General features: G+C 61.0%; 10 protein-coding genes. 6 read left to right on the top strand and 4 right to left on the bottom strand.

Annotation, left to right across the window (positions count from 1 at the left end; all coding sequences use genetic code 11):
• The first annotated feature begins 291 nt into the window (after positions 1–291).
• Positions 292–1,020, top strand: coding sequence for an orotidine-5'-phosphate decarboxylase (pyrF, locus tag ACK3CV_RS13820; RefSeq protein ID WP_172904750.1), 729 nt, complete (start codon positions 292–294; stop codon positions 1,018–1,020).
• Between the two features lie 10 nt (positions 1,021–1,030).
• A complete protein-coding gene (gene yciH, locus ACK3CV_RS13815; RefSeq protein WP_033647552.1) occupies positions 1,031–1,357 on the top strand; it encodes a stress response translation initiation inhibitor YciH in 327 nt (108 codons plus the stop codon).
• A 190-nt stretch (positions 1,358–1,547) separates the two neighbouring features.
• On the opposite strand, the gene osmB is transcribed toward yciH, so the two are convergent.
• From osmB to ACK3CV_RS13795, 4 genes are all read right to left on the bottom strand, one after another.
• The gene (gene osmB / locus ACK3CV_RS13810) at positions 1,548–1,766 is read right to left on the bottom strand and encodes an osmotically-inducible lipoprotein OsmB (protein WP_004945176.1); all 219 of its coding nucleotides are present in this window, start codon (positions 1,764–1,766) and stop codon (positions 1,548–1,550) included.
• A 271-nt stretch (positions 1,767–2,037) separates the two neighbouring features.
• The gene (locus ACK3CV_RS13805) at positions 2,038–2,784 is read right to left on the bottom strand and encodes a DeoR/GlpR family DNA-binding transcription regulator (RefSeq protein WP_004930631.1); all 747 of its coding nucleotides are present in this window, start codon (positions 2,782–2,784) and stop codon (positions 2,038–2,040) included.
• Positions 2,785–2,834: 50 nt separating this feature from the next.
• Positions 2,835–5,267, bottom strand: coding sequence for a formate C-acetyltransferase/glycerol dehydratase family glycyl radical enzyme (locus ACK3CV_RS13800; protein ID WP_164141572.1), 2,433 nt, complete (start codon positions 5,265–5,267; stop codon positions 2,835–2,837).
• A 4-nt stretch (positions 5,268–5,271) separates the two neighbouring features.
• Complete coding sequence (locus ACK3CV_RS13795) at positions 5,272–6,171, bottom strand: glycyl-radical enzyme activating protein (protein ID WP_164141570.1); 900 nt, start codon at positions 6,169–6,171, stop codon at positions 5,272–5,274.
• Positions 6,172–6,320: 149 nt separating this feature from the next.
• Between ACK3CV_RS13795 and fsa the strand changes: the two genes are divergently transcribed.
• From fsa to ACK3CV_RS13775, 4 genes are all read left to right on the top strand, one after another.
• A complete protein-coding gene (fsa, locus tag ACK3CV_RS13790; RefSeq protein WP_033634713.1) occupies positions 6,321–6,986 on the top strand; it encodes a fructose-6-phosphate aldolase in 666 nt (221 codons plus the stop codon).
• A gap of 377 nt (positions 6,987–7,363) precedes the next feature.
• The gene (locus ACK3CV_RS13785) at positions 7,364–8,968 is read left to right on the top strand and encodes a ShlB/FhaC/HecB family hemolysin secretion/activation protein (protein ID WP_489009866.1); all 1,605 of its coding nucleotides are present in this window, start codon (positions 7,364–7,366) and stop codon (positions 8,966–8,968) included.
• Between the two features lie 67 nt (positions 8,969–9,035).
• Positions 9,036–19,901 carry a hemagglutinin repeat-containing protein gene (locus tag ACK3CV_RS13780; RefSeq protein ID WP_164141567.1) on the top strand — a complete coding sequence of 3,622 codons (10,866 nt, stop codon included), beginning with the start codon at positions 9,036–9,038 and terminating at the stop codon, positions 19,899–19,901.
• Between the two features lies 1 nt (position 19,902).
• On the top strand, positions 19,903–20,376 hold the full coding sequence (locus ACK3CV_RS13775) for a hypothetical protein (RefSeq protein WP_164040383.1): 474 nt from the start codon (positions 19,903–19,905) through the stop codon (positions 20,374–20,376).
• Positions 20,377–20,625: the final 249 nt, after the last annotated feature.

Below are 20,625 nucleotides of genomic sequence, written 5' to 3'. Positions count from 1 at the left end.
TGCTTCCGATGTGGTGAATAATAAAGCATCTGCGCCGTTTGAAAATCTGATAATGCTGAGCAAGTTGTTCAAAATGTTTGATTGATAATTTACGCATCTTTACGACGTTTTACGCTGCGTGGTTTATCGCTGACGCGCTTTCGTTGACGCGCCATGACAAAGGTGAGAGGTAACATGACAGAGCGGCGGTACGCGCTGCGGCTGGGATTTCTGGCCCCCGGCATGTAGAATGCGGCGGTCAGTTTCGCGGGTGAGTACCTGATTATGTCCATTTTACAGAAGGTAGAAGAAATGAAGTCTGAAAATAACACTAATAACAATGACTTAAGATCATCTCCAATCGTTGTGGCGTTAGATTACGCCGATAAGAACGCTGCGCTGGCGTTCGCCGACCGTATCGATCCGCAAGACTGCCGGCTGAAAGTGGGCAAAGAAATGTTCACGCTGTTTGGGCCGCAGCTGGTGCGCGATCTGCACGGGCGCGGTTTCGACGTGTTTCTAGACCTGAAATTCCACGATATTCCCAATACCACCGCGCATGCGGTTGCGGCGGCGGCCGAGCTGGGCGTTTGGATGGTCAACGTCCATGCCAGCGGCGGCGCGCGCATGATGACCGCCGCTAAAGAAGCGCTGCTGCCTTACGGAGCGGATGCGCCGCTGCTGATCGCCGTGACGGTGCTCACCAGCATGGAAGCGGAAGACCTGCGCGGCATTGGCATCGAGGCCAGCCCGGCGGAACACGCCGAGCGCCTGGCGCGCCTGGCCCGCGACTGCGGGCTGGACGGCGTGGTCTGTTCGGCACACGAAGCGCAGCGCCTGAAGGCCGCCTGCGGGCAGGCTTTCCAGCTGGTTACGCCGGGGATCCGCCCTGAAGGCAGCGCGGCGGGCGATCAGCGCCGTATCATGACCCCGGTGCAGGCCCAGGCCGCCGGCGTGGACTACATGGTGATTGGGCGTCCGATCACCCAATCTGCGGATCCGGCCGCGACGCTGCGCGCGATCCGCGCCTCTTTGGCCTGAGGAGGCAATGATGAATGACGATAACAGCCGCCTGGTGTATTCCACGGACACCGGCCGCATCAAGCAGGAAGACGTTAAACCGCAACGCGCCAAGGGCGACGGCATCGTGCGCATCCAGCGTCAGACCAGCGGCCGCAAGGGGAAGGGGGTATGCCTGATCGCCGGCGTCGATCTGGATGATGCCGCGCTCGACAAACTGGCGGCCGAGCTGAAAAAGAAATGCGGTTGCGGCGGTTCTGTGAAAGACGGGATTATCGAGATCCAGGGCGATAAACGCGATCTGCTCAAACAGCTGCTGGAAGCCAAAGGCATGAAGGTCAAACTGGCGGGCGGTTGAGGTGAATCGCCATGCCGCGGTGCAATACTGCGGCATGGCTTGAGGTTGTTGCTGCCGGGGGTTAGCCCGTTAACGGCAAAAGAACCATAGACTTAAAGTAAAACAGACCTGAAATCATCGTTATTCTGGTTAATACGTCAAAGCGCCGAGGCGCTTTTGCCAGCCTGTCGGCCGAGGTCTCTCGGTCAGGTTATTTGCCAACCTGGTGACCGATGATGCCCCCTACCGCAGCCCCACCCAGCGTGCCCAGCGCGCTGCCGTCTGTCAGCACTGCGCCGCCGACTGCACCGGCGCCGGCACCGATAGCGGTGTTGCGATCGCGTTTGGACATGTTGGAACAGGCGCTGAGTGAAAACGCCAGAGTCAGTGCCAGCGCGGCGGTGGCGAAACGTTTATTGATAATCATCATAATGACTTCTCCTTAGCATTGGCTATATGGAAGTGCCCTATAAGTATAGGCGTTAACCATAAATCAGGCCTGCCGTTGATTCCCGTACAGTATCGATATAAAAAAATGGCATTTTTTGTTAACGGCCGAATAATTAGCAAGTTACGGCCCAAAAGGCGCCGAAACTGAGTATAGGTTTCTCGGGAAGGATAAACAGGTAAATAGTCTTAAAATCCCGCTGCGCAAGGGGAAGGCGCGCGGTGTAGCCCGCGCGGTGCGGCAGTGACCTGCGTTATTCGTTGACCAGCTCCACCTGTACGCCCTGGCGTTTCAGCTGATGCTGATACTCCAGCGCCAAGCGCGAATCGGTGATCACCCGGCTGATCTGGCCGGGCTGCGCCAGCGGGTTGGGCTGGATCTGGCCGAATTTGCTCGAGTCCGTCAGCACAATATTCTCCACGCCCTTGGCCAGCACCGCGCTGACCACGTCGGCGCGCATCATGTCGCGGCCGGTAAAGCCGGTTTCGGCCTGAAAGCCGTCAATGCCGATAAACGCCTTGTTGAAATGCACCTGCTGAATGCACAGCCGCGTAAGCGGGCCGACCACGGTCTCGCTTTTCTTCTGGTACATGCCGCCCAGCACAATCACGTCGCAGTCGGTTTCTTTCAGCAGGTTGGCGATGTAGTGGCTGACGGTGATCAGCGTAATGCGCTTGCGTTCGGCGATGTAGCGCGCCAGCAGGGCATTGGCGCTGCCGCTCTCGATGAAGATCGTCTCGCCGTCGTTGACCTGCGCGGCGGCATATTGCGCCAACCGTTGTTTGAGGGTGAAATTGGACATCATGCGGGCGTCGACGTCGTCGCTCTCCAGCGCCACGGCGGAACCGTGTACCCGCTTCAGATAACTGCGCTTTTCCAGCAGGTTGAGATCCTGCCGGATGGTGACTTCCGAGACGCCCGAGGCGCGCGCCAGCTCATTGACGCTGATCCGCCGGCGATCGTTAACCAACTGCAATATGGTCTGTTGTCGTAAATTCATATCGGCCTGATGATGCGGCCGCCAAGGTGCGGCCGCTAAGAGTCAAAGGTTTAAAGAGTATGTTCTGTGCGCGCAATAATATCATCCTGCGCCTCAGGGGATAATGCGGTAAAGAAGGCGGAATAGCCAGCTACGCGAACCACTAAATCACGATATTGGTCAGGGTGTTGCTTCGCCGCCAGCAGCGTTTCGCGCGACACGATGTTGTACTGTACATGCCAGCCGCGATAGCTCTCGAAGAAGGTGCGCAACATCAGCATCAGCTTTTCCCGATCGCGCGGGTTGTCCAGCGTCGCCGGGTTCAGCTTTTGGTTGAGCAGCACGCCGCCGAGGATTGCCTCGGTAGGCAACTTGGCGAGCGAATTGAACACCGCGGTCGGCCCCAGGTGGTCGGTGCCGGACGCCGGGCTGGCGCCTTCCGCCAGCGGCTGGTGCGCTTTACGGCCATCCGGGGTCGCCAGGGTGGCGGCGCCGAAGGGCACGTTGGCCGAAATAGACGAGGTGCCGGCGTAGTAGCCGCCGCCGATCGGCCCGCGGCCGAAGCGGGTGTTGCGATACTGCTTCAGTTCCTCGATGTAGGTTTGGTAGGCGCGCACCAGCAGCCGATCGACCTCGTCCACGTCGTTGCCGTATTTGGGCGCGGCGTTGAGCAGCCGCTGGCGCAGCTGTTCGCCATCCAGCCCGGCGAAGTCGTCGGCCAGCGCCGCCGCCAACTGCTGCTGGCCGATTGCCCCTTGCTCGAATACCAGTTTGCGCACCGCCGCCAGGCTGTTGCCGAGGTTGGCGATGCCGACCTGCAGGCCGGAAACCCAGTCGTACTTGGCGCCGCCTTGCTTGATGCTTTTGCCGCGTTCGATGCAGTCATCCACCAGCGCGGAGCAGAGAATATCGTGGGCGTTCTCCTCCAGCACGCTGTCCACCACGCATTCGATCTCAATTGACTTGCGTGTGTAGTAACGGATTTGCCGATCCCAGGCGGCCATCACCTGCTCGAAATCGGCGAAGTTTCCTTTGGACAGCGCCTGTTCCTGCGGCAGGAAAATCTGCCCGGAGGTGGCGTCGCGGCCCTGTTCCAGCGCCGCCAGCATCACGCGGGCAAAGTTGATGAAGCTCATGCCGGTGCAGCGATAGCCCCATTTGCCGCCGACGGCGGTCTCGATGCAGCCGATGGCGGCATAGTCGTAGGCGTCCTGCGGTTCAACCCCCAGCTTGATGAACTCGGGAATGACGATTTCGTCGTTGTTGAACGCCGGCATGCCGAAGCCGCAGCGGATCACCTGTACGCAGGCGTCGAGGAAATCGGCGCTCATTCCTGCGTGGTAACGCACGCTGAGGTTGGGTTGGGTGGAGCGCAGGCGGCCGCAAGATTCGAGGATGGCGTAGGACAGCGGGTTGACCGCGTCGCACGGCCGGCCGTCGAGCAGCTTTTGGCCGCCGATGGTGACGTTCTGGTACAGCGGGCTGCCGGCGGAGGCCTTGGAGTGCGTGCCGGAGCGGATCTTGTTGACCTCCAGCAGCTTCAGCCAGCAGCTGTGCAGCAGCTCGATGGCGTCTTCCCGCGCCAGGTTCTGCTCCAGCTCGACGTCGCGCCGATACCAGGGATAGAGATATTGGTCGAGGCGGCCGAAGGAAACCGAATGGCCGTTGGATTCGATCTGCAACGTCAGCTGGATAAAATAGCACAGCTGCAGCGCCTGCCAGAAGGTGTGCGGCGGGCGATGGGCGATCAGCTCGCAGTTGTCTGCGATAGCCAGCAGCTCGGTGCGCCGCCAGTCGCGGGTTTCGCGTTGCGCCATGTCGCGCGCCAGGCGAGCGAAGCGCAGGATGTGCTCGCTCAGCGCCGCCAGCACGATGTCGATGGCGTTGAGAAACTGCGCTTTGTGCAGATCTTCCCACTCGGTCAGGTGCAGGCGGCTGCGGCGCGCGTTCACCTTTTCACGCAGGCCGTCGAGGCCTAGCGCCAGCAGCAGCGGGAAGTTGACCGCCAGGTGGGCGTCGCCGGAGGTCATGTTGCCCTCGGCCTTGATGATGCCGGTGGCGAGCAGCGCCTTCTGTTCGTCGGTAAACATGCCATAGCAGCGATCCTGCACCGTTTGGCCGCGCCACCAGGGGCAAAGACGGTGCAAAATCGCCTTGTTCTCTTCGCTGACCGAGAAGCCGGCGCCCGGCCGGTCTGCCAACTGGTCGATCTCGTTTTCTATCCAGCCGACGGTGTATTCGGGGAAGATCGGCGCGGCGCGCAGCTCGCTGGCCTGGTTGCCGACGATCAGCTCGTCGTTGGCGATCCAGATGCTGCGCTTCGCCAGATGGTTGGCCAGCGCCAGCGCGCGGCGCACCGGCAGCGGCCGATCCTGATGCTGTTGATAGGCCTCGGTATAGTGCTGAGCGCGTTCGGTGCACACCGGCGGTTTGACGATGTGAATCAGCGCGTTCTTATGCGCCTGAATGCGGGCGCTGAGGGTGGTCAAATCCAACGTAGTCATGGCGTTATCCTCGCAAAATGGCGCTCAGGCCTTTGGCGCCGGCGTACGCTTCGGCGAAGGCCAGCAGATCGGGCGCGTCCAGCGGCGTGCGGGCGGCGCGGTAAGGTTCGCCGAGCAGGTGATACTTGTTGATGCCCAGCGTGTGGTACGGCAAAAAATGGATCTCCGACACGCCGATCTCGTCGGCGGCGAAGTCGACAATCGCGCGGACAGAATGGCGATCGGCATTGAAATCGGGGATCAGCGGCACGCGCACGGTCATTGGCACGCCGTGCGCCGCCAGACGGCGAAAATTGTTCATCACCCGACGGGCGGAGCCGCCGGTCCAGGTTTTGAAACGCGCTTCATCGGTGTGTTTGAGATCGGCCAACAGCAGATCCAGCCAGGGCAACGAAGGGGTGATGTAACGCCAGGGAACGTGCAGACAGGATTCGACGGCGGTGTGGATGCCGGCTTCGCGGCCGCGCCGCAGCAGCTCCGCCGCGACCTCCGGCTGCATAAAGGGTTCGCCGCCGGACAATGTTACACCGCCGCCGCTGCGCAGGTAGAAAGGCTTATCCCGCATCACCTCGGCCATGATATCGTCGGGGTTGACCGCGCTGCCGCACAGGCTGAGCGCGCCGGTCGGGCAGACGGCGGCCAGCGCCGCATAGTCGTTTGCGCTGATGACGTCGCGCCGCAGCGTCAATGCTCCCTCGTCACGCCGCAGGCCTTGCGGGCAGCGCTCGGCGCACAGCGTACAGCCGCTCAGGCACAGGCGTTCGTCAAACAGCAGATCCGCGTGGCGCGAACGGCTTTCCGGGTTCTGACACCAGCGGCAGCTCAGCGGGCACCCTTTTAAAAAGACCACGCTGCGGATACCGGGGCCATCATGGGTCGAGTAGCGCTGCAGATTGAAGTACATGAGTCACCCGTTTGGCGTTGCTGAATCTTTCGCCATTAAAGGTGTTTCGAATGAAAGTTGAATTGATTTTGGTCAAAAGTTTGCGGGGTTTTTGCCCTATGATGATCAGAGTTTGAATCCGCCCACACAACATGACACAGGAGTCCGTGATGGAGCTTTATCTCGATACCGCCGATGTGACGGCGGTAAAACGCCTGGCGCGCATTCTGCCGCTGCACGGCGTCACCACCAACCCGAGCATCGTGGCGAAGGAAGGCAAGCCGATCTGGGAAGTGCTGCCCGCGCTGCGCGACGCCCTCGGCGGCACCGGCAAGCTGTTCGCGCAGGTGATGGCGACCGATGCCGAGCGCATGGTGGCGGAGGCGGCGCTGCTCAGCCAGCGCGTACCGGGGCTGGTGGTCAAGATCCCCGCAACTGCCGAGGGGCTGGCGGCGATCAAGAAGCTTAAAACGATGTCCATCCCGACGCTGGGCACGGCGGTATACGGCGCCGGGCAGGGGCTGCTGGCGGCCTTGGCCGGGGCGGAATACGTGGCGCCTTACGTCAATCGGGTAGACGCGCAGGGCGGCGACGGTATCGAAATGGTGCACGAGCTGCAGCAGCTGCTGAGCCTGCACGCGCCGTCGGCGCAGGTGCTGGCCGCCAGCTTCAAGACGCCGCGCCAGGCGCTGGAATGCCTGCTGGCGGGCTGCCAGGCCATCACGCTGCCGGTGGATGTGGCGGAGCAGTTCCTGAGCGCGCCGGCGGTGCAGGCCGCGGTCGAGAAATTCGAACAGGATTGGCAGGGGGCGTTCGGCAGCAATTTGCTGGGCTGATAGCTGTCCGTCTCGTTTTCTCCCGATCGACAATTAATTTTAAAGGATGGCGCATCATGGCGTCATCCTCCCGCCGTTTCGCCATTCTTCTCATGCCCGCCGCCTCCCTTATGGTTTTGTGAATCGCAGTGCCATAAAGCTGTTGATTTTTCCCCCTCGAAGCTCATAATTCGCCCAAGAGTAAGTTTTATTTACATTAATTTACTTAACTTATAATTTTGACCAAATAGATAACTATAAGTAACGGTGAGGAGCCAAGGATGCGCTCAGATTCAGATAGTGCTCGTGCTTTACTTTATTCTATCCGCTGCGGGCTGTCGGGATTATTGATCGGCGTTGTACCCCTGTTTTCCGCTTCGGCGTCTACCAGCGATGGAATGGCGTCCATTGATGCCCGCGAACAGCAGCGCCAGCAGGAGCGCGAGCGCGCCCTGCAACAGCAAAATGCCCCGCAGGCCGATGCGCGCCTTTCCCGTCCCGACGTTGTGCTGCCCGATTACCCAACCGATGAACGCCCTTGCTTCATCATCAATCGGCTAACGTTGGTCGGCGAGTCTGCCGATCGCTTTCAATGGGCGTTGAACGCCGCGGCGGATGCCAGGGGCCGCTGTCTGGGTAGCCAGGGCATTGTGCTTGCCATCAACAAGGTGCAAAACGTCATACTGGCCAAGGGCTATGTCACCACACGCGTGATGGCGCAGGAGCAGGACTTAACCACGGGCGTATTGACGCTGACGCTGCAGCCGGGGCGTATCGGTGAGATCCGCTTTGAGGATCCGGTCTCCTGGCGTGGGCGGCTGTGGAACGCTATTCCGGCCTCACGCGGCGATATTCTCAGCCTGCGCGATATCGAACAGGGGCTGGAGAACTTCAGGCGGGTGCCCAGCGCCAATGCCGATATTAAAATCGTACCCGGCGCCGAGGACGGAACCAGTGACCTGCAGGTCAACTGGCACGAAGGGCGCCCGGTGCGGCTCAGCCTGGGGCTGGACGACAGCGGCTCCAAAAGTACCGGGCGTTATCTCGGTTCGGCCACTCTGGCTATCGATGCGCCGTTTGCACAGAATGACCTGTTTTACGCCAACATCGGCAAGGATGTGTTCCAGCACGGGCCGTTCGGCAACCGTTCACATACGCTGAACTACTTTTTCCCGGTGGGATATTGGGCTTTCTCGGCCAATTACAACGACTACACCTATCACCAGAACATCCCCAACGCCAATGAGGTGCTGCGCTACAGCGGCAAGAGCGACAACATGCAGTTGACCGTCTCCCGGTTGCTGTACCGCGACCAGTCGCACAAGTTAACGCTCAACCTGCGCGGCTACCGCAAGCACTCGACTAACGCCGTGGACAACGTTGATATTGTGTCGCAAAAACGTCGGACCGCCGGCTGGGAGATAGGGCTGAATCAGCGCAGCTACTTCGGTACCACTACGCTGGACGCCAATATCAACTGGCGGCGCGGCACCGGCGCATTCAATGCCCTGCCTGCCCCGGAAGAGTCGCGTCATGAAGGCAGCGCACGTACCGGCATTTTGCTCGGCGACCTGGGCATCAACCGGCCGTTCTCCTGGGGCGATCAGCCCTGGCGGGTATATACCAGCGTAAGGGGGCAGTGGAGCCCGAACGCGCTGACGCCGCAGGAGCGGATGGCCATTGCCGGGCGTTACACGGTGCGTGGCTTTGACGGCGAACAGATGCTGTCCGGCGAAAAGGGCCTGCTGTGGCGCAATGAAATCGCCTGGAACGTGTTTTCTCGCGGGCATGAATTGTATCTGGCCGCCGACTACGGTCGGGTGGACGGCCCAAACACCCGCCACTTGGTTGGCCATCAATTGGCGGGCAGCGCGCTCGGCGTGCGCGGCGCGCTGTGGGGGCGATTCAGCTATGACCTGTTTGCCGGCGTTCCGCTCTACAAGCCTGCGTGGTTCCACACCTCCGGTGCGACCGCGGGTTTTAGCGTAAATCTGGAAATTTGAACATCGCGATACCGGCAGCGTTGCTGCGCTGACCTGAACGGACTGACTTTTCTCACGGATGTGACCTATGAACAAACATTGCTATCGCCTTATCTTCAGCCGCACCCACGGGGAGTTGCGGGTGGTGTCCGAATTGGCCCGCAGCTGCAGCAGCGAGCCGGGGCAACGCATCGGTTCAGGAATAACAGGTGGAAGTCGTCTGTGGGTCACCGTGCGTCGGTCAGTGTGGCTGCTTGGGCTGTTGATGTTCGCCGGCCCCGTCATGGCAGACGGCATTGTCGCGGACGGCGGTGCCAATCCTTCCCAGCGGCCGGAGGTCATCACTACCCAGAACGGCTTGCCGCAGGTCAACATCACCGCCCCCAACCAAGCTGGGGTCTCACATAACCAGTATCAGCAGTTCGACGTCGACGCCAAAGGCGCCATCCTCAACAACTCGGCGGTGATGACCGCGACCCAGATGGCCGGGATGATCCAGGGTAACCCTAATCTCAATCCCAATTCCGCGCCGGCTCGCGTCATCCTCAACGAAGTCAACAGCAACAATCCCAGCCAGCTGCGCGGTTTTATGGAAGTGGCCGGCGGCAAGGCGCAGGTGATTGTGGCCAATCCCGCCGGCATTGTCTGCAACGGCTGCGGCACCATCAACGCCGGACGCATGACGCTGACCACCGGCAAACCGCAACTGAATGCCGATGGCAGCGTGGCGGGCTACCAGGTCGAGCGTGGCGTGGTGCGCATCGAGGGCGGTGGGCTCAACGGCGATACCCGTCATGATACCGAGTACGTCGACATTCTGGCGCGCGCGGTGGAGGTCAACACCGGCGTCTGGGCTAAAGAAGGCGTGACGCTGGTGGCTGGCCGCAATCGCGTGAGCGCGGACGGCAAAACCGCCGCGCCGCTTTCGGGCGACGGCAGCGCCAGGCCTGAGCTTGCCATCGATATGGGGCAGATGGGTGGCATGTACAGCGGCAGTATCCGCATGATCGGCACCGAAGCCGGCGTCGGCGTGCGTAACCAGGGCGGGCAGGTCCGGGCGGGCAAAACGCTCACCGTGAGCAGCGAAGGCAAGCTCAGCTGGCGCTCTGATGCGCCGGATGCGGCCACCCAGGCCGGCGGTAATATTCAGCTGGCGGCAAAAGGCGACATCGAGACGCACGGCAAAGTGTACAGCGGTGGCCAACTGGCCGTGCAGAGTCGCGAGGGAATGTTAACGCAATCCGGTACGCTGGCGGCGGCCGGGAATGTGCACCTGAACGCCGCGCGCGGCATCCAAAGCAGCGGCCACCTGCTGGCGGGCAGTAATGCCGAAAGCGCGCTGGTCCATGATGCCAATCTGCAGCTTGATAGCCAGGGCGAAATTCGCGCCAGTGGCAGTCTGCTCGGTAAAAAGAACGTCAACGCGACCGGGCGGCGGGTGGATATCAGCGGCGCGCAGGTTGCGGCCGGCCGCACCGCGCTGGCGGCCCGCGAGGGCGGGGTGGCCTTACGCCAGTCCACCGTAGACAGCGGTGAGCTGGCCGTGAGCACGAAGGGGAATGTGGATGCACAGCAGGCCAAAGTCAAGGCCGGGCGCTGGACGGTGGATGCCGACAACCTGTTCAACCAACAGGCGACCTGGTCTCAGACTGGTGACGGTGAGAATCGCTTCACGTTGGCGGGCGCGATGGATAACAGTGACGGCACCATCGAGACGCAGAACCTCCGGCTTTCGGCCGGTCAGTTAGTCAATCAGCGTGGCCGTCTGGTGGCGCTGGGCGGCGCGGCGCAGCACTGGCAGGTCGGCGGCCTGCTCGACAATGCCGGCGGGACGGTGGGCAGCAACGGCGACCTGCGCCTGGATGCCGGGCGCCTCGATAACCAGCGCGGCACGATAAAAACCCAGGCGGGGTTCACGCTCCATGCTGATGGCGCGGTAAATAATGCCGGGGGCAATCTGCTGGCGGGGAACGGCCTGACGCTTGAGGCCGGTAGCGATCTGAATAACCAGTCCGGCACCCTGAGCGGCGATGATGTGCGTCTGGCGGTACAACGGCTGGATAACGCGCAGGGGCAGGTCATAGGCCAGGGAAATCTCGAAATGACGGCCGGCCGCCTGGATAACCAACGCGGCCTGATTGGCGCCGGCAAGGCGCTGAATGTGCACGCCGGCGACTGGGACAACCGTGGCGGCACGGCGCAAGGCGAAACGGCCGTGACGGCAACGGCGAGCAATCTCAACAACGACGGCGGTAAGCTGCTTTCAGGTCATGCATCCACCCTTACGACCTCGGGTAATGCCACCAACCGCGGCGGCGAAATCAGTGCCACGGTGCTGACGGTGCAGTCTGACCGTCTCGACAACACGCAGGGCAAGGTGATTGGCCGACAACGGCTTGAGCTGCATGCCCGTCAGGGGCTGGACAACACGCAGGGGCTGCTGGGCGCCGGTGAGATGCTGACGGTGAGCAGTGAGGGCGAGCTGAGCAATCATCACGGTAGGGTGCAGGGTAATGGGCAAACCACGGTGTCAGCGCGAGACATCCACAACGAGGCCGGCAAGCTGCTGGGCGGGCAAAGGCTCTCTCTCACTGCGTCGGGCGTGCTTGGCAACCGCGAGGGGGAAATCAGCGGCGAGTCGCTCACGCTAACGGCGCAGCGCCTCGATAACGCTCAGGGCAAGGTGGTCGCCAGGCAGGATGCGAACCTGGCGGCGAAGCAAGGGTTGAGCAACGCCGCCGGCTGGCTTGAAGGCGGCAGCACACTCGCCGTCAACACCGATGGCGATTGGGACAACCAGGGTGGCACCGCACAAGGTGGCCGGCAGGTCACCGCCAGCGCGCAGTCGCTTGACAATACCGGCGGGCGGCTGCAGTCCGGCGGAGGCCTGACGCTGGATGCTACAGGCAATATCCTCAATCGCACCGGCAAACTGACCGCGCAGCAAGCCCTTGCCGTTAACGGCGGTGCAGCCAGCCTGTTCGATAATGATGGTGGCTCACTGCAGAGCGGTGGCGACCTGTCTCTGCAGGGAGGCCAGTTGACCAACCGCGCCGCAGGGGTGGTGCTGGGCGGCCAGGCGCTTTCTCTGAATCTGGCGGGGGGCTGGGATAACCAAAACGGCACCTTGACCGGCAATGGCCGCACGCAGGTGCGCGCCGCCAGTCTGCTCAATGCTCAGGGCGCCATCAACGCGCTGGATAGCCTGGACATGCAGTTCACCGGTAAGCTGGATAACGGCCAGGGGCGGATTTTTAGTCAGTCGTCTCAAATGCTGCAGGCGCAGGACATTTTCAACGCCCAAGGCTGGATGGGCAGCCAGGGGGGCTGGCGGGCCATAAGCGGCGGTTTTGACAATACTGAAGGCAGTATACAGAGCCTGCAGGCCGCACAGCTTACGGCTGACTGGTTGGATAACGCCCAGGGCGTGATGCAATCGGCGCAAAACCTGGCGCTGCGCATCAAACAGGATATCGATAACCGCAGCGGTAAGGTCTCGGCGCAGGGGCAACTGACCGTACAAGGGGCCGCTGACGGCGATCACGCCGGCGCCATCAATAACACCGGCGGCGAATGGCTGGCGGGCCAGGCGCTGACTATCGCTGCTCGCAGCCTTGATAACGCCCAGGCGGGGCAACTCTACAGCCAGAAGCAGCTGCGGCTCAATTTGAACGGCGGGCTCGACAACCGCGGCGGGAAAATACAGGGCGGCGATGCGCTGACGTTTGATGCGCAGGCGCTGAATAATGCCGGCGGGACGATAGACGGCCAGCAACGCGTGGCGCTGCGCATTCTTGGCCTGCTGGAGAATACCGGCGGTGCAGTGCGCAGCAATGGCGGGCAAGAGGTGTCGGCCGTCGGTATCAATAATACACGCGGCGTATTCAGCAGCCGCGGCGGCATCACGGTGGCATCAAAGCAGCTGAACAACGACGGCGGCACGCTCATCAGTCAGGGGGCGGGCATCTACCGACTCGACCGGCTTAACAATCAGCATGGCAAGGTGCACAGCGGCGACGCGCTCACGCTTGAGGGGGCGCAGGTCAACAACCGGGGTGGGCAACTGGTATCGACTCAGGGCCTGACGCTCAAGGCCGGGGCGCTCGATAACAGCGGTCAGGGCACGCTCAGCAGCCAGGCGGAACTGGATGTGCAGGCCGAGCGCCTGAACAATCGCGATGGCGGGTTGATACTGGGCACCACGCGCACCGATATCACCTCTCGTGATATCGACAATACCGCAGGCCGCCTGCAGAGTAGCGGCCAGATGACCCTCGCGGGGGTAACGCAGCTGGACAACCGCCAGGGGCGGATCCTGGCCAACGGCAACCTCAATATCAATACTGACCGGTCACAGACCGACTCGCCGCTGGCGCTGCTCAACCAGGGCGGGCGAGTGGAGAGCGCCGGGCAACTTACCTTGCATGCGCGTACCTTGGATAATCAGAACGGTACCCTGCTGGGGCTGCAGGCGCTGACGCTGTCCGCGCAGCAGGACTACATCCATCAGGCCGGCGAAACGATCAGCAGTAACGGTACGGTGACGTTCTCCCTGAGCGGCGCCTTTACCAACCTGGCGGATTGGTTGCTGCCCGGCAAGCTGGCGCTCAATGCGGCCAGCATCACCAATCCGGCGGCGCTGGTGGGCAAAACGCTGCAGCTGACGACCGGAGCCTTGCAAAACACCGGGCGCCTTGAGGCGGACAGCATGACGCTGAACGTCGATACCCTGGACAACACCGCGGCGCTGATGGGCGACGACATCACCGTGAACGGGCGCATTATCGACAACCACGGTGCGCCTGCGGTGATGGCGGCGACCCACAGCCTGACGGTGCAGGCCGGTGAGCGGCTGACCAACCGCGAGGGAGCGCTGATTTACAGCGCCGACCGTCTGCACCTGCACAGCGATGACCTGATTGAAAACCGGGCCAGCTTTCTCGAAGCGGACGGTGATGCCATAGTGGAAGCGCGTCGCCTGAACAACCTGCGCGAAGGGCTGGTGATTGAGCGTAACGCCGAGAAGAGCGACTACAAATGGCACCGCTACAACTACTACTGGCGCTCCTACGGTTCAAAGGTCAATCCCGAAAAAAGCACCATGGCGCCGACCACCCAGCAGCTGACCTATCAGGATGACGCGGCGGCGCAAACCAACCGCTACGGCACTCTGCTGGCCATTGATGCGGCGGGCAAGCGCGCACAGGTGCGGGTCAAGGACAATAAGGGCCAACTGACCGACCTGTGGGTCAACTACCTGGCGCTCAAGCCGAATGCCGATGGCAGCTATGCGATGACGTTCTATGAAACGCGTGGGGGCAATCAGCTGGCGGCCATCCCGACGCCTTATCAAAACGGCTTCCATTGGGAGCACGACTGGACGCAGGTGATGACCTGGGATCCCGAAAAGCATGTCGATATCGACAGCGCGCCGTTCATCACCGATTACAACAACTTCCGCGAACGTACCGAGAGCGGCACGGTAACGCGCGACAAGCTGGTGAGTGAGGGGATCGGCGCGCGTATTCTGGCCGGCGGCAACATGGTGCTGCGCATCACGGGAGCGTTGCTCAATGACGCCAGCGTCATTACCGCCAACGGCAACCTGACGCAGGACGGCGGCGGCAGCGTGGACAACCGCGGTTACTCGGTTAACGAGCGGCGTCAGGCGGCTATCGTTGACCATTATGACAAGGACACGCATCACTGGTACCCCACGTTCAATCGGGACGAAACCACGGCGCTGGCGACCGTTGACGGGGTGATCACCGGCAATGGCACGGTCACCATCAACGGAGCCCGCATCACCAACACCACGGTCAATCAGGCGCAAATCAGTCAACTTGATGCGGCGTTAAAGGCGGTGGATGCCGAACGCGCCGAGCTTGAGCGCAATCCGCTGGCCTTCACGGTAGAGGGCGCTGCCCGCCCTGACGGCGATACGACGCTGGCGCCGGGCGAGCAAATGACAAGACCGGGCGCCGCGCCGTCCTCGCCGCTGGGGCGCCCACTGCTGCCGTCTGAGCTGGCGCTGACGCAGTTACAGCATCTGGGCAATGTGGCCACCGCCATCCCCAATAACGGCTTGTTTAGTCAACATACGGCGATCGGCAGCCCGTTCCTGGTGGTGACCGATGAACGCTTTACCCGCCGCGACAACTTTATCAGCAGCGACTATATGCTAGAACGCGTAGGGTATGACCCCGCGCAGGCCCATAAGCGCCTGGGGGACGGCTTTTACGAGCAGCGTCTGGTGCGCGAGCAGGTGCTGGCGCTGACCGGCAAACCGTCCGTCAAGGGCTGGGATGCGATGGAGCAGTATCAGCAACTGATGAACAACGGCAGCAAAGTCGCCCAGGACTTCCATCTGGTGCCGGGCGTGGCGTTGACGCCGGAGCAGATTGCGGCGCTGCAACAGGATATCGTCTGGCTGGTGAGCGAGACGGTGCAAACGGAAGGCGGCCCGCAAACGGTGTGGGTGCCGAAGGTGTATCTGGCACAGACTACGCTGCGCCTGACCGGCGATGGCGCGGTAATTGGCGGCGGCGACCTGCAACTCTCGGCAAACAGCATCACCAATGCCGGCAACCTGTTTGCCGAAAAAGCCCTGACGGTTGACGCCGGGCAGTTCCTGCATCAGGGCGGCGACGTCAGGGCAGGCAGCATTGACGTGCAGGCAGACAGTCTGGCCATGAGCACTAACCTGCAGGACGCCCTGCGCCAGGCGACCATGAGCGCCGGCGACATTCGCCTGCGCGGCACCGATATCACGCTCACGGGGGCGAAACTGGATGCGACCGATACGCTCAGCCTGAGCGCGCGTCACGATCTGACCATCACCGCCGCGAAAAGCAGCCATACCGCCGATCTTGAGGTTATCTCCGGTTCAATGGGTAACCGCACCCGCGGCGGCACGGAAGTGGCAGGCTCCCGGATGGCGCACGTCAGCGGCGAATGGCAGCAGGCTCTGGGGAGTGAGCTTAACGCCGGCGGCAACCTCGCGCTCAATGCCGGGCGAGACGTCACGTTCACGGGCAGCCAGGCCAGCGCCGCCGGCAGCACCCGCGTGCAGGCCGGCGGCGATATCAACATCAGGGCCGAAAGCACCACCAATACCACGCACCTGGACGCCAACAGCCGTACTTCATCAGTCAGCAATGACCGCCAGGAAGAGCGCCTGACAGTAAGCGCACTCGGCGGAGACCAGGGCGTCACCCTGGTGGCGGGCAACCGCCTGTTGGCCGAAGGCGCGCAGATTGACAGTAAAGAGGGGCGTATTGGCGTCAGCGCGCGGGACGTGACCATTAAAGACGCGCGCACCCGCACGCAGGACCAGGACAGCGAAAACAAGCGCGAAGGCAAAACCAAAAGCCATCGCGAAGAGCAAACCGAGCGCGAAATCAGCACCGGCAGCACCTTCAGCGGGCGCGAGGGCGTGACCGTGATCGGGCGTGAAGGCGACGTCACGGTTACCGGCAGCGCCCTGCACAGCGGCCAGGGCGCCATCGCGCTGCAGGCGAAAAACGATGTGATCCTTAACCACACCACCGACAGCGAGCATCGCGTCTCCAACGAGGAAAGTCGCGGCCGGAAAACTAAAGGTGAGCGCGCCGAAGCAGTCCTGCGGGAAAACGTGGTGGGCAGCACCCTCAGCGGGCAGGGCGGCGTCACGGTGGTAGCGCAGGACGGCAGCATCATCGCCACGGCAAGCGCCCTGCACAGCGACCAGGGCGCCATCGCCCTGCAGGCGAAGCAGGATGTGACCCTCAATACCGCCACCGAACGCGAGTCGACCCTCAGTGAAGAGCGGTCACAGAAAAAAGGTTTCCTGAAAAAAAGCAGCAGCCACAGCGTGGCGCATGACGCCACCACACGCGAGAAAGGCAGCCTGCTCAGCGGCAACAGCGTCAGCGTCAGCGCCGGCAACGATCTGACGGTCACCGGCTCGGCCATTGCCGCAGACCAGGACGTGAACCTGCAGGCCGGCCGTAACGTCGACATCGGCGCGGCCACCGAGACCGACACGCATTACCGGCTGGAAGAGAAGAAAAAAAGCGGCCTGCTGGGCAGCGGCGGCATCGGCTTCACCATTGGCAAACAGTCGAGCAAACACGAAATCGACGAGAAAGGCCGGACCCAAAGCCAAAGCGTCAGCACCGTCGGCAGCAGTCAGGGCAGCGTCAACGTCACGGCGGGCAACCAACTGCACATCGGCGGCGCCGATCTGGTGGCGGCCAAGGATCTGGCTCTTACCGGCGACAGCGTGACTATCGATCCCGGCGTTGATGCGCGCACGCGTAAAGAGACCTACGAGCAGAAGCAGAGCGGACTAAGCGTGGCATTATCGGGCACCGTGGGCGGCGCGCTCAACACCGCCGTCAGCTCGGCACAGCAGGCGCGAAAAGAAGGCGATGGGCGCCTGACCGCGCTGCAAAACACCAAGGCGGCGCTGTCCGGCGTGCAGGCTGCACAGGCTGCTGAACTCGACAAGCTCAACACAGATGCGGGGAAAAGTGCCACCAACACGGTAGGCATCAGCGCCTCCTACGGCAGCCAATCGTCGAAGAGCGAAACCCGCACCGACAGCCACCAGTCGCAGGGCAGCACGCTCACCGCCGGGCAAAACCTGTCGATAACGGCGAGCGGCAAGAACCACAACGCGCAAAGTGGCGATATCGTCGTCACCGGCAGCCAGCTGAAAGCGGGCAAAGATCTGTCGCTCGATGCGGCGCGGGACATTACCCTGCAGTCGGCGCAGAACCGCGAAAGCACCGTCGGCAAGAACAGCAGCAAAGGCGGCAACGTCGGTGTCGGCATCGGCGCAGGTTCGGGCGGGTACGGCATCAGCGTCTCGGCAGGCGTCAATGCCGGCAAGGGGCATGAGAACGGCAACGGCCTGACGCATGCCGAAACCACCCTGGATGCCGGCAGTAATCTCAAGGTGACCAGCGGCCGCGACACCCGGCTTACCGGCGCGCAGGCGAGCGGGGAAAAGGTCACCGTCGACGTGGGCCGTAACCTTCGGCTTGAAAGCGAACAGGACAGCGACCGTTATGACGCCAAACAGCAAAACGCCAGCGCGGGCGGCAGCTTCACCTTCGGCTCGATGACCGGCTCAGCCAACGTAAGCGCTAGCAAGGACAAGCTGCACAGCAACTTCGACTCGGTGAAAGAGCAGACCGGGCTGTTTGCCGGCAAGGGCGGGTATGACGTCAAGGTCAAAGAACACACCCAGCTCGACGGCGCTGTGATTGCAAGCCAAGCGGACAAAGAGAAGAACCGCCTCGATACCGGCACTTTGGGCTGGACGGACATCCACAACCAGGCGGACTACAGCGCGACACACAGCGGCGGGTCATTCAGCACCGGCGGGCCGGTGGGCAAGGATCTGCTGACCAACATGGGCGGCGGCATGCTGTCGGGCGCCAACCACAGCGGGCACGCCGAGGGCACGACAAAGGCCGGGGTTAGCGAAGGTACGCTGATAGTTCGCGACACCGGCAAACAGCAGCAGGATGTGGCGCAGCTGAACCGGGATACCGAGCATGCCAACGCCGGCAGCATCAGCCCGATATTCAACAAGGAGAAGGAGCAAAACCGGCTCAAACAGGCGCAGCTTATCGGCGAGATTGGCGGCCAGGCGATGGACGTCATCCGCACGCAGGGGGATATCGCCGGGCTGAAGGCGCAGAAAGACCCGGCGGCGCTGGCGCAGGCCAGGGAGCAGCTTGAGAAGAACGGCAAACCGTTCCGCGAGGCGGACGTGTTGCAGCGCGCATACGACAACGCGATGCGGCAATACGGCACCGGCAGCGACCTGCAGAAGGCGGCGCAGGCGGTGACGGGGGCGCTGACGGCGCTGGCGGGCAATAACCTGGCGGGGGCGCTGGCAAGCGGCGCCTCGCCGTACCTGGCGACGGAAATCAAGAAGCGGGTCGGTGAAGATAACATGGCCGCCAATGCGATGGCGCATGCAGTGCTGGGCGCGGTGACCGCGCAACTGAATAACCAGTCGGCCGCAGCAGGGGGACTGGGTGCAGGTGGTGGCGAACTGGCGGCGCGCTACATTGCCGGGCAGCTGTTCCCGGGCAAGACGGCGCAGCAGCTGAGCGAAAGCGAGAAGCAGCAGGTGAGCGCACTGAGCCAGCTGGCCGCAGGGCTTGCAGGCGGGCTGGCGACGGGGGATACTGCGGGGGCTGTGACCGGCGGGCAGGCTGGGAAGAATGCGGTGGAGAATAACTATCTGAGCAGTAAGCAGATAGATGCTTGGTCGGCAGAAATGAAATCCTGCCAGGCTGGCGGTGGTGACTGTACTGGGATCATTAAAAAGTACGAAGAACTGAGTACCGCCCAGCAGCAACTGCTAATCAGCGATTGTGCAAGCAGCCCAACAACCTGTCAGAAGAAGTACGGTGAGGTCCTGGCGGACAGTCTGGCAGTGAAGCAGGCTATAGATCGTGCCTTGGGTGAAGATATCCCGATCAAGATGGTCTATGATCTGACGGCGACCTGGATGCATCAAATGCAGGTCGACGGAGTTATCGCAACCAATAAAGTCTCTGAAGCTCTCCAGAAAGAATATGGACTGGATGAAGTTCAGGCTGGCATTATAGCAAGTACAGCGGCTTCGGCATTTGGGGGAATTAGTAAGGCTGGCAAGCCTAATTACACCTTAAATAAAAATGGTGCTATGCTCGGTATAAATGGCCCAATGGTTCCAAGTAAAACATTGTGGATGGGTAAAGGGAAGGAGAGAATTGATGTTGAGAATCCTGCACCAGGAAAGAGAGCAGGCCAAATACATTATCAGGATAATAAAAACAACAAGTACTATTATGACCCTGTTACACAAACATTCCCTGAAGCACCTAAAAGTGTGAATGATAAGTTGAAAGATCCTGATTTCAAAAACGCTATAGATAAAGGTATGACTAAATATCTGGGAGAGAAATAAGATGTTAGTTAACTACTTAATGCTCCCTCATCTTGAGGCTGTTTGTTGGGGGGATATAGAGAAACTTAATCTTCCTTATGAGTTAAACGAGATTGTAGAACAAGGTTTTGTTGAGTTACATGGTTGTTTTTTTTCAAAAAAATTACTTGCTTATTGTAACTCGGTTACTCCTGATGCTTTCGAGGATGAAATTGCCTTCGAATGTTTTGTAAATTCTATTCATATAGAGGATTACGTAAGTGAAAAGTATTTTCAATACTCAATTGTTTTTTGTAATTCAATAATTAAGAAGTGGAATGAAAATTATGTTGACTGTTTGAATGTTATCATATCGTTAGATGATGAAACATTATTGCCAACAGTAAAGTACCATTTAAAAAGAAAAGGTGTCTCATGGTTGGATGAAGATAATCTTGACTCAAGTATTCAAGCTGTTTTAGTAACTGTGAATGAAATTAATAAGAATAAATTATAAATTATCAAATTTGCTGATTAAGAAACCCCGGCCATCTGGCCGGGATCTTTGCTTTTACGCCTCGAAAACTTCCTCTTTCCGTCGCTGCAATAGGAGCACACCGGGCGCAGCGGTCACTTCCTGTTGTTCGGAGCTGGCAATGCCGGACTCGGTGAGCCAGTCGCCGCCGATCACCAACTCACCGTTCTGCCGCACTCAGTCGGTGCCAAGGTCGTGGCGGTACTGGCTGGCTTCACAGAGCGCTTCCCA

Source organism: Serratia sp. TSO36, from assembly GCF_057808395.1.
The sequence above is the reverse complement of the archived record's forward strand: the minus strand, read 5'-3'. Positions and strand labels throughout refer to the sequence as shown.

What these genes read in the sequence shown, in the direction of transcription:
- pyrF (WP_172904750.1), top strand. Translation starts at nt 292, where the DNA reads ATGAAGTCTGAAAATAACACTAATAACAATGACTTAAGATCATCTCCA.
- ACK3CV_RS13785 (WP_489009866.1), top strand. Translation starts at nt 7,364, where the DNA reads ATGGCGTCCATTGATGCCCGCGAACAGCAGCGCCAGCAGGAGCGCGAG.
- ACK3CV_RS13775 (WP_164040383.1), top strand. Translation starts at nt 19,903, where the DNA reads ATGTTAGTTAACTACTTAATGCTCCCTCATCTTGAGGCTGTTTGTTGG.
- yciH (WP_033647552.1), top strand. Translation starts at nt 1,031, where the DNA reads ATGAATGACGATAACAGCCGCCTGGTGTATTCCACGGACACCGGCCGC.
- fsa (WP_033634713.1), top strand. Translation starts at nt 6,321, where the DNA reads ATGGAGCTTTATCTCGATACCGCCGATGTGACGGCGGTAAAACGCCTG.
- ACK3CV_RS13805 (WP_004930631.1), bottom strand. Translation starts at nt 2,784, where the DNA reads ATGAATTTACGACAACAGACCATATTGCAGTTGGTTAACGATCGCCGG.
- ACK3CV_RS13800 (WP_164141572.1), bottom strand. Translation starts at nt 5,267, where the DNA reads ATGACTACGTTGGATTTGACCACCCTCAGCGCCCGCATTCAGGCGCAT.
- ACK3CV_RS13795 (WP_164141570.1), bottom strand. Translation starts at nt 6,171, where the DNA reads ATGTACTTCAATCTGCAGCGCTACTCGACCCATGATGGCCCCGGTATC.
- ACK3CV_RS13780 (WP_164141567.1), top strand. Translation starts at nt 9,036, where the DNA reads ATGAACAAACATTGCTATCGCCTTATCTTCAGCCGCACCCACGGGGAG.
- osmB (WP_004945176.1), bottom strand. Translation starts at nt 1,766, where the DNA reads ATGATGATTATCAATAAACGTTTCGCCACCGCCGCGCTGGCACTGACT.